The sequence below is a fragment of the Halobellus rarus genome, assembly GCF_024494595.1.
GTDB lineage: Archaea > Halobacteriota > Halobacteria > Halobacteriales > Haloferacaceae > Haloquadratum > Haloquadratum rarum.
Window position 1 is genome coordinate 38,092 of sequence record NZ_JANHDI010000013.1, and the last position, 15,325, is coordinate 53,416.

14 protein-coding genes are annotated in these 15,325 nt (G+C 68.5%); 7 read left to right on the forward strand and 7 right to left on the reverse strand.

Features of this window, described 5'->3' with window-relative positions; translation table 11 throughout:
- Positions 1–12: 12 nt before the first annotated feature.
- The 4 genes from NO876_RS15070 to NO876_RS15085 form a co-directional block, all read right to left on the reverse strand.
- Entirely contained in the window at positions 13–288 is a 276-nt protein-coding gene (locus NO876_RS15070) for a ubiquitin-like small modifier protein 1 (protein WP_256422612.1), read from the reverse strand.
- Positions 289–325: 37 nt separating this feature from the next.
- Complete coding sequence (locus NO876_RS15075) at positions 326–1,609, reverse strand: TrkA C-terminal domain-containing protein (protein WP_256422492.1); 1,284 nt, start codon at positions 1,607–1,609, stop codon at positions 326–328.
- A complete protein-coding gene (locus NO876_RS15080) occupies positions 1,606–2,859 on the reverse strand; it encodes a potassium channel family protein (protein WP_256422493.1) in 1,254 nt (417 codons plus the stop codon). Before NO876_RS15080 ends, NO876_RS15075 begins: the two co-directional genes overlap by 4 nt.
- A gap of 195 nt (positions 2,860–3,054) precedes the next feature.
- A complete protein-coding gene (locus tag NO876_RS15085; protein WP_256422494.1) occupies positions 3,055–3,993 on the reverse strand; it encodes a halo transducer protein in 939 nt (312 codons plus the stop codon).
- Between the two features lie 176 nt (positions 3,994–4,169).
- Between NO876_RS15085 and NO876_RS15090 the strand changes: the two genes are divergently transcribed.
- The 7 genes from NO876_RS15090 to NO876_RS15120 all read left to right on the forward strand — a co-directional run bounded on the left by NO876_RS15090 (position 4,170) and on the right by NO876_RS15120 (position 12,101).
- Positions 4,170–5,384, forward strand: coding sequence for a PstS family phosphate ABC transporter substrate-binding protein (locus tag NO876_RS15090; protein ID WP_256422495.1), 1,215 nt, complete (start codon positions 4,170–4,172; stop codon positions 5,382–5,384).
- A 67-nt stretch (positions 5,385–5,451) separates the two neighbouring features.
- Entirely contained in the window at positions 5,452–6,594 is a 1,143-nt protein-coding gene (pstC, locus tag NO876_RS15095) for a phosphate ABC transporter permease subunit PstC (protein WP_256422496.1), read from the forward strand.
- Positions 6,594–8,228 (forward strand): phosphate ABC transporter permease PstA, encoded by a 1,635-nt coding sequence (gene pstA / locus NO876_RS15100; RefSeq protein ID WP_256422497.1) that lies wholly within the window; start codon positions 6,594–6,596, stop codon positions 8,226–8,228. Before pstC ends, pstA begins: the two co-directional genes overlap by 1 nt.
- The gene (gene pstB / locus NO876_RS15105; RefSeq protein WP_256422498.1) at positions 8,221–9,144 is read left to right on the forward strand and encodes a phosphate ABC transporter ATP-binding protein PstB; all 924 of its coding nucleotides are present in this window, start codon (positions 8,221–8,223) and stop codon (positions 9,142–9,144) included. Before pstA ends, pstB begins: the two co-directional genes overlap by 8 nt.
- A 79-nt stretch (positions 9,145–9,223) precedes the next feature.
- A complete protein-coding gene (locus NO876_RS15110) occupies positions 9,224–10,294 on the forward strand; it encodes an AbrB/MazE/SpoVT family DNA-binding domain-containing protein (RefSeq protein ID WP_256422499.1) in 1,071 nt (356 codons plus the stop codon).
- Between the two features lie 220 nt (positions 10,295–10,514).
- Positions 10,515–10,775 carry a DUF7511 domain-containing protein gene (locus tag NO876_RS15115; protein WP_256422500.1) on the forward strand — a complete coding sequence of 87 codons (261 nt, stop codon included), beginning with the start codon at positions 10,515–10,517 and terminating at the stop codon, positions 10,773–10,775.
- A gap of 93 nt (positions 10,776–10,868) precedes the next feature.
- On the forward strand, positions 10,869–12,101 hold the full coding sequence (locus NO876_RS15120) for an NAD-binding protein (protein ID WP_256422501.1): 1,233 nt from the start codon (positions 10,869–10,871) through the stop codon (positions 12,099–12,101).
- 101 nt (positions 12,102–12,202) lie between these two features.
- Here NO876_RS15120 and NO876_RS15125 read toward each other — a convergent pair whose 3' ends face one another.
- The 3 genes from NO876_RS15125 to NO876_RS15135 all read right to left on the reverse strand — a co-directional run bounded on the left by NO876_RS15125 (position 12,203) and on the right by NO876_RS15135 (position 15,179).
- The gene (locus tag NO876_RS15125; RefSeq protein ID WP_256422502.1) at positions 12,203–13,729 is read right to left on the reverse strand and encodes a universal stress protein; all 1,527 of its coding nucleotides are present in this window, start codon (positions 13,727–13,729) and stop codon (positions 12,203–12,205) included.
- A 1-nt stretch (position 13,730) separates the two neighbouring features.
- Positions 13,731–14,459 (reverse strand): guanosine phosphorylase, encoded by a 729-nt coding sequence (locus NO876_RS15130; protein WP_256422503.1) that lies wholly within the window; start codon positions 14,457–14,459, stop codon positions 13,731–13,733.
- 150 nt (positions 14,460–14,609) lie between these two features.
- On the reverse strand, positions 14,610–15,179 hold the full coding sequence (locus NO876_RS15135) for a hypothetical protein (RefSeq protein ID WP_256422504.1): 570 nt from the start codon (positions 15,177–15,179) through the stop codon (positions 14,610–14,612).
- Between the last annotated feature and the right edge of the window lie 146 nt (positions 15,180–15,325).

The following is a 15,325-nucleotide window of genomic DNA, read 5'->3' on the forward strand; positions in this document are numbered from 1 at the left end:
GTTCGTCGCCGGTCAGACGGTGGCTCGGGACCCGCCGGTCACCGGCGGAAACATCGCGAGCTCGTCGCCGTCCTCGATCGAATCCGCCGGCGAGGCCGGCGTGCCGTTCCGCATCAGATTCACGTCGTCGGCGAGGGAGTCGCCGTCGAGAATCCGATCGTCGAGCCCGTCACACTCCGCTACGAGCGCGGCGATCGCGTCGTCGATCGTGCCGTCGCCGTCGACGGAGACCGCGTGTTCTCGTCCGCCCGCGACCTCGGCGAGATCGGCGAACAGCCGCCAGGTGATCTGCATACCTCCACTCGCGTCCCGGACGAGTTGAGCGTTACGCCGTCGGATCGTCGCCGTCGGGACGCGCTCCGCCGCCGTCCGCGGCCGGGGCCGCCGCGAGTACGGCGACCTCGCGGAGCCGTTCGGGACGGGCGACCACGTAGAGTTCGTCGCCGGCGGTGAGTACCCTGCTCCGCGCCGGAATCGCCTCGATCGGGCTTCCCGGCGGCCGTACGGCGACCACCGTCGCGGCGACGTCGCTCAGCGTCGCGCCGTCGAGAGCGCTGTCGGCCTCGACGGCGACGACGACCATCGTCTCGTCGGCCGCACGCAGTAGAGCGGTGAACTCGCGCTCAGCGCCGGGATCAGTCGGCAGCGTAAGCAGCCGGTAGGACTCGTCGGGCGCGAGCGCCGCCGCATCGGTCTCGTCGAGGATCACCGTGGCGACGTCGTCGGTCGAAGCCCGCAGTTCGCCGCTCGCCACGCGTCTGGCGGGCTTTCTGCCGCTGTCTCCGTCTTCGTTCGCGCCGCCCCCGTTGCTCGCGTCGACCCGCCGCCACAACTGTACTGCGTCGCCGGCGGACGCTCCCGCTCCCGGATCCGCCCGGACCGCGACGGCGGCGAACCCGGGCGCGAGCGTCGTTCCGAGGCCCGCGACCCGCCGACCGAGTCCGAGTTTCGTCACCGTGCCGTCGTCGTCGAGTTCGAGGTCGACGTAGCCGACGCCGTAGTCCTCCTTGATACGCGCGACGACGCGGTCGCGGAGCGCCTCGCCGCGGAGGTTCCGGGGCACGAGGAGCGTCTTCCCCGCCAGTTCCTCCTTCGTCGCCCCCGGCACGGGCTCGTACCCCTCGATGTCCGCCACGTCGTCGGCCTCCTCCGGAAGTTCGATCGCGCGGATCCGACCGACGTTGCTGACCAGTCGACTCACCTCGGTGTCGAGTTCGCGCGTGCCGACGAGCGCGAACACGCTGGTCGCGAGTCGGTCCCCGACCGCTCGTCCGGCGGGCGAGACGGCGATGGCGGCGGCGAGCGTCGCCGCGTTGACGAGGACGACCGTCGGATCGAACACGTCGGCGGGGTCCGAGCCGACGGCCCGCTGGAAGAGCCCGACGGCGTTGAGGTACACCGCGACGCCGGACGCGCCGAAGAGCGTCGCCAGCCAGGCCGGGATCTCATCGCGCGTGTACCACCGATAGAGAATCGCCCCGAGCGCCGCGAGGATCGCCGCGAGAACGGCCAGACCGACCACCCGGGTCAGCGCACCCATCAGCGTCGGATCGTCCGGGATCCCCGCTCCGATCTGGAACGAGACGCCGGCCGCCAGGGGGAGGCTCACGCCGTCACCTCCCCGAACGCGTCCAGGTCCGCCTTGCTCCCGACGACGAGGAGGTCGTCGCCGGACGCGATGGCGTGCGACCCGCGAGGCGCGATCGACCACGATCCGTCGTGCCTGATCGCGAGGACGATCACGCCGTGGACCTCCCGGACGCCCGCCTCCCCGATCGTGGTCGCAACCAACTCGCTCCCCACGCCGACCGTGAACCGACGGAACCGCTTGCCGGTGCGTCGGAGCAGTCCGACCAGCTCGAACTCCCGCCGGCTCCCCCGAGACTCGACGACCAGGCGGACGTCGTCGGCCGCGAGCAGGTCCGTCGCCGGTTGTCGCCCGGCCGCGAGCGTGACCCGCGCCGGGCCGCCGGTCGCCGTCGGAACCGTCGACTCTCCCGCTGCGGTCGGTGGGTCGGCCGTCTCGTCGCCGCCGTCGGTCTCGGCGGCCGGTGAACTTCCCGCCGGGGCGACGCCCCCGGCGTCCGAGCCCGCCTCTTCGAGGACTCCCAGGAACCGCGCGTCGAACCGCTCGCCGTCGGCGAGGACCGTCACCTCGTCGCCCCGTGCGGTTCCCGTCGGAACCAACGCGTCCACGGACACCGCCCGCTCGCCCGGTTTGAGGTGTTTCGAGAGCCCGCTCGTCGGCGGTGCCGCGGAAACCGTCGCGCGGGCGCGCTCGTCGAGCGTCACCGACACCTCCACGAGGTCGTACTCGGTCCGGAGCGCGGCCGCGACGCGGGATTCCAGTTCCACGAGCGGGAGGTCCGCCGGGAACGTCCACGTCTCCGCGCGGATCGCCTCTCGCAGCGCCGCCGGGAGCGGCGGGTAGCCCTCGAGGTCGCCCACGTCGCCGACGACGGTGATCCGGGCCTGGCCGCGACCGCCGACCAGTTCGACGACGTCCGCCGAGAGCGTCCGCTTCGTGAGTTCGCGGAGCGTCATCCGGCGCGGGAGCGACGCGCCCATCTTGTCGCCCTGGCCGTGCGCGTACAGCGTTCCCATCAGGACGACGAGCAGGGCGACCGTGAGACGGAGCTGATTCGCCGATCCCGTCAGCGACGGGTCCGCGAGCGCGAGGAGCCCGCCGTTGAGTCCGGCGATCATCACGCCGAGGCCGACGACGCCGAGCCCGGGAATCGTGATTCCGGTGAAGTACTTGAATCCGAAGCCGAGCAGCCAGGCGATGAGCGCCGGCACGAGCCCGGTCAGTACGCCGAGGTAGAGGCCGTAGAGGATTTCGACGGGGAGAGATGCCATCGACGGCTACTCTCGGGGAACCGGTTTACAGTTGTCGCTCACACTGTCGGGGATGGGCCGCAAAGGCCTTCCGTGCTCCCGCGCCACCGACACTCTTCGGGTCGCGCTGCGTCGACGGTGCGTGAGACGAGACCGTTCGGTCGTACCGGAACCGACCGGGGGAACCCGCCGGTGTCCGAGCATCCGGTGGACCGATCAGGGGTACGGTTCGTCGAGCGCACGGGCCCGTTCGAGCTCGGATTGGACTGCCCCCCAGTTCACGTGCGGTTCGACCCCGTCGAGGGAACGCGCGAACGCGTCGATCCGGTCGCCGTACGCCTCCGTCCACGCCGGGTCCCCGGCGTCGTCGAGCGCGTCCCGTACCGATTCGGCTCGCGATTCGAGTTCGTTCAACCGGCTCCGGAGCTCCTCGTCCCAGTGTTCGCCCGCGACGCCGTCCCGGTCGGCCATCTCGCGAAGGTCGGCGAGTTCGGACCGCAGATCCCGTATCAACACCGGGATCAGCCCGACCCGCAACGACGCATCGAGCCAAGATTCGGCGTCCTCGTGGTCATCCCGGGCCGCTTCGAGCGAGTCGGCCACGGCGTCGACGTCCTCCTCGAACGCGCGGCGTCTGCGCTCGTATGAGTCGAGCCACCGCTCGAAGTCTTCGAGATCCAGTTGCAGTTCGTCGGCCCGCCGCTGTGGCTCCTGGATTTCGGTGGCGATCCGCCGGAGTTCGACGACCGACTCGTAGACCGCGTCGGGGTCGTCCGCGGGAGTCGAGATCTCTTGGAGTTCCAAGCCGAGCCGTTCCACCTGCGCTGTTGCCGCGTCGAGCGTCGCCCGATACCCTTCTAAGCGCGACGCGACGACGTCGAGATCCCGCACCCCGTCGGCGGCCGCCGTCGCGTCGTCGAGCGCCGATCCGGCGAGTTCGACGCGGGTCTCCGCCGTCGCCAGGCGCTTCGCGACGTCCGAGACGGTCGAATCGATGCCATCCCGCGTTACCCGATCGTCCGTCGTGACGTGATCGAGGAGCGACCGCACCTCGTCGGGGTCGCGGGTCGGGTCCGCGGCGGCGATCGCCTCCACCGCCTCCTCGGTCGACAGTCCCACGACCGCTCGGTCGCCGTCCCATCGGTTCGAACTCATCGTTCGGCTGCTATCGCCGGGACGGTTTGCGTCCTGCTATTAGGCGTCTATAGACCTATAGAGCGCTCGCGTTCGATCATTCTGGTACGTCCGGATACGAGACGTCCCTATCGGACGGTACCACCGTAGACACCTATTATAAACCGCTTTTAACAGATCACGGATGGATGCAGTTGATGACGCGCGAATCAGAGCGCCTCGGAGACCGCGTATCACGTCGGGAATTCCTCGTTGCCTCGGGGACGGTGGGAGTCGCTGGGCTCGCCGGTTGCGGTGGCTCACAGGGCGGATCGAACACGGAGTCGGCGTCCGGTGGGGACGGCGAGGGCGGCGAGAGCACGCCGACGCAGTCCCAGTCTGGCTCCTCGGGCGGGGACGGAAGCGGCGTCGATACCTCCCTCCTCAACGCGGAGGGTTCGTCGACGGTCTACCCGATCTCGAACAAGGGCAGTTCGTACTGGAACTCCAACGCGCCGCCGAGCGATGGCGAATACTGGGGATCCAACGACGAGAGCACCGTGCCTGGTTGGAGTGCACTCGGCGAGCCGGATATGATGATCGCCGACTACTTCGCGAGCCAGGCCGGGTTCGAGCCGACCGAACAGCGTTCGGAACCGCCGTTCCCGACGACGGTCGGCCTCTCGCACTCGGGCACCGGCTGTGAAGCTGTCGTCGACGGACTCGTCGACATCGGCAACTCCTCGGGGCCGATCACGGCCGAACTCGACTGGAGCGAGGAGCGCCGGGACGAGGAGGTCGTCGACCACGTCGTCGGCCGCGACGGACAGCCGATCGTCGTCAGTAGCGACGTCGCCGACGCCGGGATCGACCAGCTCACCGGTGAACAGGTCCGAGCCATCTTCCAGGGCGAGGTCGACAACTGGAGCGATCTCGACGGCATCGACTACGACCAGGAGCTGTACGTGATCGGCCGCGCGGAGGGCTCGGGAACGGACACTGCGTTCCGGCTCAATATGCTCGGCGACGCCGACGCGTCGATGGACGTCGACACCCGACAGGGGCAGAACCAGCAGGTCGCCCAGCTCGTCTCGCAGAACGACGGTGCCATCGCATATATGGCGCTCGCGTTCACGGGCGATCAGGTCCAGCCGATCGCGATCGACTTCGAGGGGACCGTCTACGAGCCCGACCGCGACGCGGAGAACACCATCTTCGACAGCGAGTACCCGCTCAATCGCGACCTCCATATGTACACGAAGATCACGGAGGACACGCCGAGCGGAACGGACCAGCGCGAGGCCGCGTTTATGAATATGTTCCTAACGGAGTTCGGGCAGAGGCTGTTCGTCGAGGACGTCAACTACATCCCTCTCCCGACCGCGGACATCGAGGCCGAGCGCGAGAAGCTGAGCGATTGGATCGACTACTGAGCCGGAGGGCTCGGTAGCGGGACCGCGGTTCGCGACGCGGCACGCGGTCGGCCATATTTGATACCAAATGTCATTCATTACAACACTCATCAAACGCGGACGATCGAGGCTCCGGGAGGTCGCTCGGCGGCAGGGCCGACGGGCACGCGACTTCGTCGACGAGACGGAATCCGAGGCCCTGGCGGTCGTGACGGTCGTCGCGCTCTCGCTCGTCGCCGCGCTCGTCGGCTTCCTGCTCGTCTCGGCGCTGACCGTCGTTCCCCTCGCGACGTTCGTCGTCGCCACCGTCTACGGCTGGTTCCGCCACCAGGAGGTGACGGCGCGCGTCCTGACGCTAACGACGACAGTCTCGACGCTCTTGATCTTGGGGCTCATCATCGTGTTCATCTTCCTGGAGTCGATCCCGATCGTCCGCTACGAAAGCGCGACCGTGTTCGGCGTGACCGTGCCGGGGCTCCGGCTGTTCGTCGAGACGCGCTGGGACGCCGTCAGCGACCCCGTGCGGTTCTCGATGGTCCCGATGATACACGGGACGGTGATGGTGACCCTCATCGCGACGGCGGTGGCCGCCCCCCTGGGCGTCTCCGCCGCGCTCTTCCTCTCGGAGATCGCCCCCGCACCCGTCCGAGAGGTAGTCAAACCGGGCGTCGAGATCCTCGCTGGCATCCCGTCGATCGTCTACGGGTTCATCGGGTTCACCATTCTGAGCCCCTGGGCCTCCGACCAGTTCCGGCTCAACGGTCAGGGGACGTACCTCTTCGTCGGAATCGTCGTCGGTCTGATGGCGCTGCCGACGGTCGTCTCCGTCGCCGAGGACGCGCTGTCGAGCGTGCCGGAGTCGATCAAGAGCGGCTCGCTCGCGGTCGGGACGACCGACTGGCAGACGATGACGTCGATCACGCTCCCGGCGGCGTTCTCGGGCGTCTCCGCCGCAGTCCTCCTCGGAGTGGGGCGCGCCATCGGCGAGACGATGGCCGCGACGGTGATGCTGAAGGGAGTCCCGCGGCTCACCGATCCGCTGTACAACGTCTTCTACGGGCAGGAGACCCTCACGTCGATCATCGCCCGCAACTACGGCGACGCGGACGGGCTCCAGATGGACGCGCTGTTCATCGCCGGGGTCATCCTCTTCGTCACCGTCCTGTTCATCTCGATCGGGTCGCAGTACATCGAGTGGCGAATGAGGCGGCAGTTCGGAGGTGACGTCTGATGGCCGGCGCGACGCGATCGACGCTCGCCAATCAAGAGACCTCCGGGACCGACCTCGCGGCCGCGGCGGCGATCGGCCTCTCGACGATCCTGTTCGTCCTGTCGGTCGCCTCGCTGGCGGAACAGCTGTCGATCACCGGCTCGATCTCCGGCGTACCGACGGTGACGCTGCTCGGCGGGCTCCTCGTGCTCCTCGGGGGGACCGTCGCGTCCTTCGGCGTGAGCTCCCGGCTCGGATACGTCGAGACGAACGCGGACCACAGCGCCGGCCTGATCGCGGCCGTCGCCGCCGGGATCCCCTGGTTCCTTATCGGCGGTGGATTCGCCTCGGAGACGCTCGGACTCGGTGCCGTCGCCGGCCTCGCCGTCGGCGTCCTGATCGGCGGTACCGCCTTCGCGGCGACGGCATTCCCGCGCGAGGACGTCGGCTCGACCGTCCCGATCGGCGCACTGTCGATCGTCACCGGCCTCGTGTTCCTGACGAGCGTCCTGGGCCCCGAGTGGGTGTGGGATCTCGGGTGGGAGCAGACCGCGTCGCTGACCGCCGAGTTCGTCATCCCGGTTCTGACGCTCCTGAACGCGATGTACGCGGGCTGGGCGGCGGCGAAGGCGTACGGGGGATTCGGCGCTCGCGGCCGGCACGTGGGAGCGTACGTGCTCGTCTACCTGAACGCGCTCTCGATCGTGGCCTTCCTGTTCGTCCTCGTCGCGTTCACGGTCGTGCGGGGCATCCCGGGACTCCTCACCGGCGCCGAGTTCGGTTGGGGTGTCGGTCCGGGGACGACGGTCGGAGTGGGCGGGTTCGGCTTCACGCTCTCGTTGCCGTTCTCCGTGCCGTTCGTGATGAACGGGGTCGCGTTGATGAACGACTTCCAGGGCGTCCTGCCCGCCATCGTCGGGACGATCTGGCTGGTCGTCGGCGCGGTCCTGTTCGCGGTGCCACTGGGCATCGGGGCAGCGATCTTCCTGACGGAGTACGCCGAACAGGGGCCGTTCACGCAGGTCGTCGAGATCGCGACCAACGGCCTCTGGAGCACCCCGAGCATCGTCTTCGGCCTCTTCGGCTTCGCGTTCCTGATTCCCCGGTTCGGCAACAGCAAGTCGCTGCTCGCGGGGATGCTGACGCTCGGCTTTATGCTCTTGCCCCTGGTCCTCATCACGAGTCGCGAAGCGATGATCTCGGTCCCGGACGAGTACCGCGACGCAAGCGCGGCCCTCGGCGTCTCGAAGTGGCAGACGATCCAGAGCGTCGTGTTGCCGGCGGCGCTTCCCGGCGTGGTGACCGGAGTGATCCTCGGCGTCGGGCGGATCGCGGGCGAGACGGCACCCATCCTGCTGACGATGGCGGGCGGGACCTTCGTCCCCGGGAGCCAGACCGCCGACGTGATCGGTGGCTTCGAGTTCATCGCCTCGCCGCCGTTCGTGACGAACCCCGAACTGCTCCAGGCGACGTCGGCGCTCCCGTACCAGCTATTCGCGCTCATCACCGCGGGAGTCGGGCTCGGTGAAAACGTCGCGAACCCGGAGGAATTCCGGTGGGCGACGGCGCTGATCCTGCTCGTCGTGGTGCTATCGTTCTACGCGGTGGGAATCGCGACGCGGTACTACTTCCGGAGGAAACTAAGCTATGAGTGAAATCGAACCAACAGAGCAGACCCAGACGAAGACAGACGCGGGCTCGGCCCAGCCGCTCCAGACGACGAGCGGCGAATCGGAGGAACAGCTACACGAGGAGTGGATCGACTACCGCTTCGACGGCGAGACGAAGCTCGCGGTCGAGACGCTCGACGTTCACTACGGCGACGATCACGCCCTCAAGGACGTTTCGATGGAGATCCCCGAAAAGAGCGTGACGGCTCTCATCGGTCCGTCCGGGTGCGGGAAGTCGACGTATCTCCGGTGTCTCAATCGGATGAACGACCGCATCAAGTCGGCTCGTGTCGACGGATCGGTCCAGCTCGACGGCGAGGAAATCTATCAAGACGGCGTCGACCTCGTCGAACTCCGCAAGCGTGTCGGGATGGTGTTTCAGTCCCCGAACCCGTTCCCGAAGTCGATCCGGGAGAACATCTCCTACGGCCCGCGGAAACACGGCGACATCGACACGAGCCTGCTCGCACGGCTGTCCGGTCGAAGCGACGAAGAGGCTGAGGAGCGGCTCGTCAAGCGTTCACTCAAGCAGGCAGCGCTCTGGGATGAAGTCAACGAACGTCTCGACGACAACGCGCTCGGCCTCTCGGGCGGCCAGCAACAGCGGCTCTGCATCGCGAGGGCGCTGGCGACGGATCCCGAGGTCCTGCTGATGGACGAACCCGCCTCCGCGCTTGACCCGATTGCCACCTCGAAGATCGAGGAGCTCATCCACGAGCTCTCCAGAGAGTACACGGTCGTCATCGTCACCCACAATATGCAACAGGCCGAGCGAATCTCCGATCAGACGGCGGTCTTCCTGACCGGCGGGAAGCTGGTCGAGTACGGTGACACCGACCAGATCTTCGAGAGTCCGCGGAGTCAGCGCGTCGAGGACTACATCAACGGGAAGTTCGGCTGATCGGGGTTCGACGGGGCCCCTTTCGGGGTCCGACGTCGGAGTCCACCGAAACACTAGCGGGAGAGAGCGGAGCCAACGGATGGAGACACGCAAGATACAACAGGTCAGCAAGGGTACGTTCACGGTTTCGATCCCGCGCGATTGGGCCCGGGAGACCGGGCTCTCCGCGGGCGACGTCGTGCACGTTCACACGTCTCTCGACGGCACACTGACGATCCAGCCCGCCGCCGATCAAACGGCGAACATCGATCTCGCGATCGACGACGAATCACCCGAACAGCTGACTCACCTGCTCCGGACCGCGTACGTCCTCGGGGTGCTCCGAATCCGCTTCTCCTCGGAGGAGGGGTTCAATGACCGTCAGCGGACGGCGCTTCGATCCACCGTCCGGACGCTCTCGGGGATAGCGATCGGTGAGGAATCGGAGACGCTGATCACCGCCGGAAACGTCATCGACTCCGAGCAGGTGTCGGTTCGGCAGTCGGTTCGCCACCTCCAGTTCGTCGCGCTGTCGCGGCATCGCGAAGCGACGGGGGCGCTGCTCGATGCCGACCGCACGCAGGCGGCTCCCCCGGACGACGCCCGTAGTGATCGACTGGCGATGTTAGTCAAGCGGTATCTTGTCAGGAGCCTCTCGCGTCTGGACGCGGTCGACAAACTCGGAGAGAACCGGGTGGAGCTCTTCAGTCTGTTCGAGGTGGCGGACGAACTGGCCCGCATCGCGTCGTGTGCGGATAGGATGGCGGCCGTCGCTCTCGAACTCGACGAGTCGCTCTGCGACCTGTACGACGACGAGGTCGCCGCCGAGATCGAGGCCGCCGCGATCGACGCGCGCGACGTCGCCGAGACCGCCACTGAATCGGTCTTCGACCCCGATCCCGACGAGATCTGGTCCGTGCTACAGACGTGCGACGCCGTCTGTGAGACCCTCGACGAAGTCGAGCGGCGGGTGTTCAATTCGTCGGACGGGAACTACCGGACCAGTCGCGTTCTCTCGGCCGTTCGGCGAACGGCCGAGAGCGCGGCGTCGATCGCTTCCATCGGGCTCCGACGCGCCGTGCAAAGCGGCCGGTTCGAAGGGGATCGGACCGCCGAGGCAGAGAGTGGTGACACGACCGGCTCCGCGGTCACCACGGACGCGGACGGGTGACGCTCTCCCTCGGCGTCGCGATCGCGTCTGTCTCGTGGGGCGTCCGCCGATCCGTCACCGTCGCAGTCCTCCGAAGGCCCGTCCCACCACGTGTCGGACGGATCGATCGGATCGTCCCGGAGCGCTATATATCGATCAGTTCGGCTATCCGACGCACGGAGAGATATACCCCGCTCTTAGCAGCGACTTTGTATCCGACGACGAATCACGTAACCGAGCGATGAGCAGTTCACCCCGCGCTCCCGACGATGACGACGCCCGCCGATCGAGACGGTCGCCGACCCGGCCGACGGACCCTCCGGCGACCTCGGAGTCAGAGTCTCGTCGGATCGGTCCCGAACTCCGGCTGTCGATCGCCGAACGCGACGACGGCGCGGACCGCGGCACCGTCCACCCGACGGGGGCGACCGGAATGGAGCGAATGGAGACGTGGCTCTCGGTCGACCTCTCGGCCGTCGTCGACCTATACGCCTGGCGCTGACGCGGCGGGTCGTTGTCGGGGACGACCGATCCGGAGCGCCCGGGCGCTCTCCCAGTGCGAGATTCTTAAGTCGATGACGCGGGAGGGGAGGGTATGGCGCTCTCACGGGACTGGGTCGGGGCGCGAGCGTCCGTCGCGCTGACGCTTCTGGTCGGCCTGCTGTCGGTGGTCACCGGCATCGCCAACATCGGCGTCGGCGGCGGTGCGGACTTCCACCTCCTGGGCGTCCTCGTTCCGGGTGTCGTCCGGCAGGCGACGGCGTTCACCGGAACGCTCACGGGGTTCGTCCTGCTCTTGAGCGCGTTCGGCCTCCAGCGACGCCTGCGCGCGGCGTGGTACGCGACCGTCCTCCTGTTTCCGATCACCGCCGCACAGGGAGTGCTGCAGTCCTCGCAGCTGTCGCTTCCCCTCGTCGCGCTCTCGGTGCTGGCTCTTGTGATCGTCGGGGTGAACGTCCGCGCGTTCGACCGGGAGCTGTCGCTGACGACCAGTCAGATCGCGTCGCTGGCGGCCCTGGGGGGCGCGCAGGCGTACGGGACCGCGGGCGCGTTCGCGCTGCGAGAGGAGTTCAGAGACGTCGACACGATCCTCGACGCGTTCTACTTCTCGCTCGTGACGGGGAGTACGGTCGGCTACGGCGACATCACCCCGAACACGGCGGTCGGCAAACTGTTCGCGCTGTCGGTGCTTCTCGTGACCGTCTCCTCGTTCGCCGTCGTGCTCGGGGTCGTGTTCACGCCGCTCATCGAAGCGCGGTTTTCGAAGGCACTCGGACGTATGACAGAAGAACAACTCGACGTACTCGACAACCACGTCCTCGTGCTCGGATTCGGGGACCTGACGGAACCGATTCTCGAAGAACTCTCGACGCAGGCGGACGTGCTGGTCGTGACCGACGACGAGGAGCGCGCCAGGCGGCTCTCGGAGCGCGGGTACACGGTCCTCACCGACGACCCGAGCGACGAGGAGGCCCAGCACCGCGGCAAGGTCGGAGCCGCCCGGGCCGTCGTCGCCGCGACCAACAACGACGCGGAGGACGCGCTGACGATCCTGACCGCCCGGCAGCTCAATCCCGGGGTGACCATCGTCGCCGCCGCGACTCAACGAGAGAACATCAACAAACTGAAACGAGCCGGCGCGGACACGGTCATCAGCCCCGCGACGCTCGGCGCGCACTTCCTCGCGGAGTCCGCGCTGGGACGGAAAGGGGCGGAAACCCTCGAAGAACACCTGCTCGGCGACGACGGCGGCGGCGACATCGAGGCCGCCGCCGAGATCGTCGAAGAGGTCGATAGCGACGGCGCGACGGACGAACCGAGGGAATAACGACGACGCGACGGACGAACCGAGGGCATAACGACGACGCGACGGACGAACCGAGGGCATAACGACGACGCGACGGACGAACCGAGGGCATAACGACTCCGCTACGGCGCTCCGCGGTCGAACACGGCGACGTCGCAGTCGAGGCCCTGCAGCCGCTGGAACATCGGCGGCGAGACGAAGCGCGACGCGGGCGAGCGTTCCCCGCTGGATCCGAGCACGAGCAGGTCGTAGTGCTCGGCGTTCGCGGCGATGAAGTCGTCGACAGACGACCGCGCGACCCGCGTCTCGACGTTCCCCTCGACCGTCTCGACGAGGTGGTTCAGCCGGGTTTCCGCCCGGCGCCGCTCGACCTCGCTGCCGACGCAGGTCGTCGCGCTCACCACCCCGCGGCCGTGGGTGAGTCGGGTCGCGAAGTCGATCATCGCGTGGGCCGTGTCGCCGGGTCGGGCCACGAGGACCAGCACGCGCGGCCAGCGACGCCGGGCTGCCGACGACCGAAAGGCCACCGCGTCGAGGTCGCCGTCGAATACCCCGCGGACGAACGGCGAGAGCGCGCCGCGGTCGGCCTCGTAGGGCGTCACGATCAGGTCGCAGTTGGCGTTTCGCGCCGCCTGCAGCGTCGCCGAGACGGGGTCGCCGGCGACCACGACGACCTCGCAGGGGACGCCGATCCGCGTCCGGACCGTCCCGGCGATCCGTTCGAGCCGCTCGACCCGTTCGGCCGTCGAGGGGGCCAGCGCGTCGCCTCCGATACCGCTTGCGGCAGTCGCCGCGTCGTCTCCCTCAGCAGCCTCGACCGCGGTCGTCGCGTCGTCGGTTTCGGGAGCGCCGGTCGCGGTCGCCTCGGCATCGGTCGCATCGGTCTGTCCGCTCTCCTGGGCCGTCGCTTCGTCGACGACGTCACAGAGGACGACCTTCCCGGCTTCGTGGGCGGCCGCGAGGCGGGCCCCGAACAGGGCGGTCCGCTCGCCGGTCTCGCCCCGCACCGGTACCAGAACGTGGTCGTCGCCCCGCACCGTCTCGTAGAGGTATTTCGCGCGCTGCTCGTAGAACTGCTCGCGCCAGAGGACGAACGCGCCGGCGACGAGCGAGGACGCCAGCACGATGCTGACGAGGTACGTCTCCGGGTCGACGTCGCCGGTCACCAGCGCCAGGAGCGCCGTGGCGAACGCCGAGGGCGCCTCGATGTCGGCCGCCCAGGTGACCAGCCCGGTGAGGAAGACCGCGAGCGCGGCGCTCTCGGGGTGGACGACGCCGGCGTCGACGCCCCCGTACGCCCAGACGGTCGCGGTGTATGCGACGAGCCCGCACAGTGCGCCGGCGCTGAGACTCGCGACGAATCGGACCGGGTTCGCGTACTCCCCCTCCGGGTCCGCAACGAGCGTGTAGGTCCCCGAGGCCAGCGGCGGGAAGAGCAGGAACGACAGCGTCTGCACCTGATTCGAGAGATAGGTGACGAAGCCGATGACGACGGGGACGAAGAGGACGATCGAGAGGTGCAGCAGGTTGCTCGTGTCCTGGACCCAGCGGCGGAACTCCCCGAACTCCCGCCGCTCGATCCGCCGGATGCGACTCCGCGCGGCGACGAGGCGATCGAGGGCCGCGTCGAGGAGTCGCCGCCCGCGCATCCTACGCTAGGTCGACGACGGCGTCGAGCGTCAGCGCGATCGCGCGCTCGACGTTGTTCTTCGCCTTCTCGGGGAGTTCCGAATCGGAGTCGGCCCCCTTCTGCGTCCCCTCGACGAGGTTGCCGTCGACGGTGCAGATCGCGCCCGCCGCGAGGCCCTTCCGCCGCGCGAGCGAGAAGACCGCCGCGGCCTCCATCTCGATCGCCAGCAGGTTCGCCGCCTCCCACTCCTCGACGTAGGCGTCGCTCTCGTTGTAGAACGCGTCGTCGGAGACGATCGGCCCGACGTGGACGTCCTCCCCCCGCTCCTCCGCCGAGTCGACGAGCGCCGACAGCACGTCGTAGTCGGGGACGGCCGGGATCACGGCGTCCTCGTAGCGCTTCGAGGTGCCCTCCTCCTTCGCCGCGCCGGTCGCGACGACCATGTCGCCGATCTCGATGCCGCGCTGGAGCGCGCCCGTCGTCCCGACGCGGATCGCGGTCTCGACGCCGACGCGGGAGAGTTCCTCGACGGCGATGGCGGCGGAGGGACAGCCGATTCCGGTCGAGCAGACCGTCAGCGGCACGCCCCCGTAGGTCGCGTTCACGACCTTGTACTCGCGGTTCTCCGCGACCGTTTCGGGGTCGTCACACTGCGCGGCGATGCGGTCGACGCGCCCGGGGTCGCCCGGGATGAGCGCGGTGTCGTGGACGTCGCCCGGTTCGACGAGCAGATGCGGCTGTTTGGCCATACCGCCATCTCACGCGAGGCGGTGAAAAACGACGCGGTCAGTGCCGCGTCGAAACGGACTGGACCGCCTGTACCGGTCTCGAAGGGGAGTGAACGACGCCGCCGTCGATTGCGGCTTGACGCCCGGTGTGAGACGACCGGCGTCCAGTTGCTACAGAACGCTCGTGAGGACCGGAACGGTCACGCCGATTGCGACGCCGAAGACGACCGCGGATCGGAGCCACTGCCCGCGAACCGCCGTCGCCCGTTCCTCGTAGATGCCCCGGCCCGCGCGAGGGAGCACCACGTGGGCGAAGAACCCGTAGACGAACGCCGCGACCGCGGCGGCCGCGACGACGTGCGGAATCGCCTCGACGCCGCCGACGACGGCACCGGCGGGGAGGACCGCGGCCGACAGCAGAAACACGACTGCGTACAGTCCACCCGCGATGGCGCCCGTGGCGTGGTGGACGACGACCGCCTCGCGGAAGGGGACCTCCCCCGGCGGCGTGCGTCGGAGGAGCGCGGCGGCGACGTACGCCGGCGCGAACCCGTCTTCCTGCTTCGACATCGGGAAGTCCATCACCACCGCACCGAGAAGCCCGCAAGCGACGCAGACGAGGACGAACCGACCGACGTCGCCGCCACTCCCACCGAGACCAGCCAGGGCCGGGGCTACGGTGGCGAGCACAGATAACGACGTCTCGGCGAGGAGATCTGTGGCGGCGGACGCAGAGAGCACGAGTACGCACACGTCACCGCCGAAGGTCAAAAACGCTCCTGATACGCGACCGGCCGCTTCGCCCGCCGGGGGGACGTACGCGTCTCATTCTCGGAGGGGCGCGCCGGATCTAATTCTCAGGGGGACACGCCACGTCGAGGGACGCG

What these genes read in the sequence shown, in the direction of transcription:
- NO876_RS15080 (WP_256422493.1), bottom strand. Translation starts at nt 2,859, where the DNA reads ATGGCATCTCTCCCCGTCGAAATCCTCTACGGCCTCTACCTCGGCGTA.
- NO876_RS15110 (WP_256422499.1), top strand. Translation starts at nt 9,224, where the DNA reads ATGGAGACACGCAAGATACAACAGGTCAGCAAGGGTACGTTCACGGTT.
- pstA (WP_256422497.1), top strand. Translation starts at nt 6,594, where the DNA reads ATGGCCGGCGCGACGCGATCGACGCTCGCCAATCAAGAGACCTCCGGG.
- NO876_RS15085 (WP_256422494.1), bottom strand. Translation starts at nt 3,993, where the DNA reads ATGAGTTCGAACCGATGGGACGGCGACCGAGCGGTCGTGGGACTGTCG.
- NO876_RS15130 (WP_256422503.1), bottom strand. Translation starts at nt 14,459, where the DNA reads ATGGCCAAACAGCCGCATCTGCTCGTCGAACCGGGCGACGTCCACGAC.
- NO876_RS15115 (WP_256422500.1), top strand. Translation starts at nt 10,515, where the DNA reads ATGAGCAGTTCACCCCGCGCTCCCGACGATGACGACGCCCGCCGATCG.
- NO876_RS15090 (WP_256422495.1), top strand. Translation starts at nt 4,170, where the DNA reads ATGACGCGCGAATCAGAGCGCCTCGGAGACCGCGTATCACGTCGGGAA.
- pstB (WP_256422498.1), top strand. Translation starts at nt 8,221, where the DNA reads ATGAGTGAAATCGAACCAACAGAGCAGACCCAGACGAAGACAGACGCG.
- NO876_RS15120 (WP_256422501.1), top strand. Translation starts at nt 10,869, where the DNA reads ATGGCGCTCTCACGGGACTGGGTCGGGGCGCGAGCGTCCGTCGCGCTG.
- pstC (WP_256422496.1), top strand. Translation starts at nt 5,452, where the DNA reads ATGTCATTCATTACAACACTCATCAAACGCGGACGATCGAGGCTCCGG.
- NO876_RS15125 (WP_256422502.1), bottom strand. Translation starts at nt 13,729, where the DNA reads ATGCGCGGGCGGCGACTCCTCGACGCGGCCCTCGATCGCCTCGTCGCC.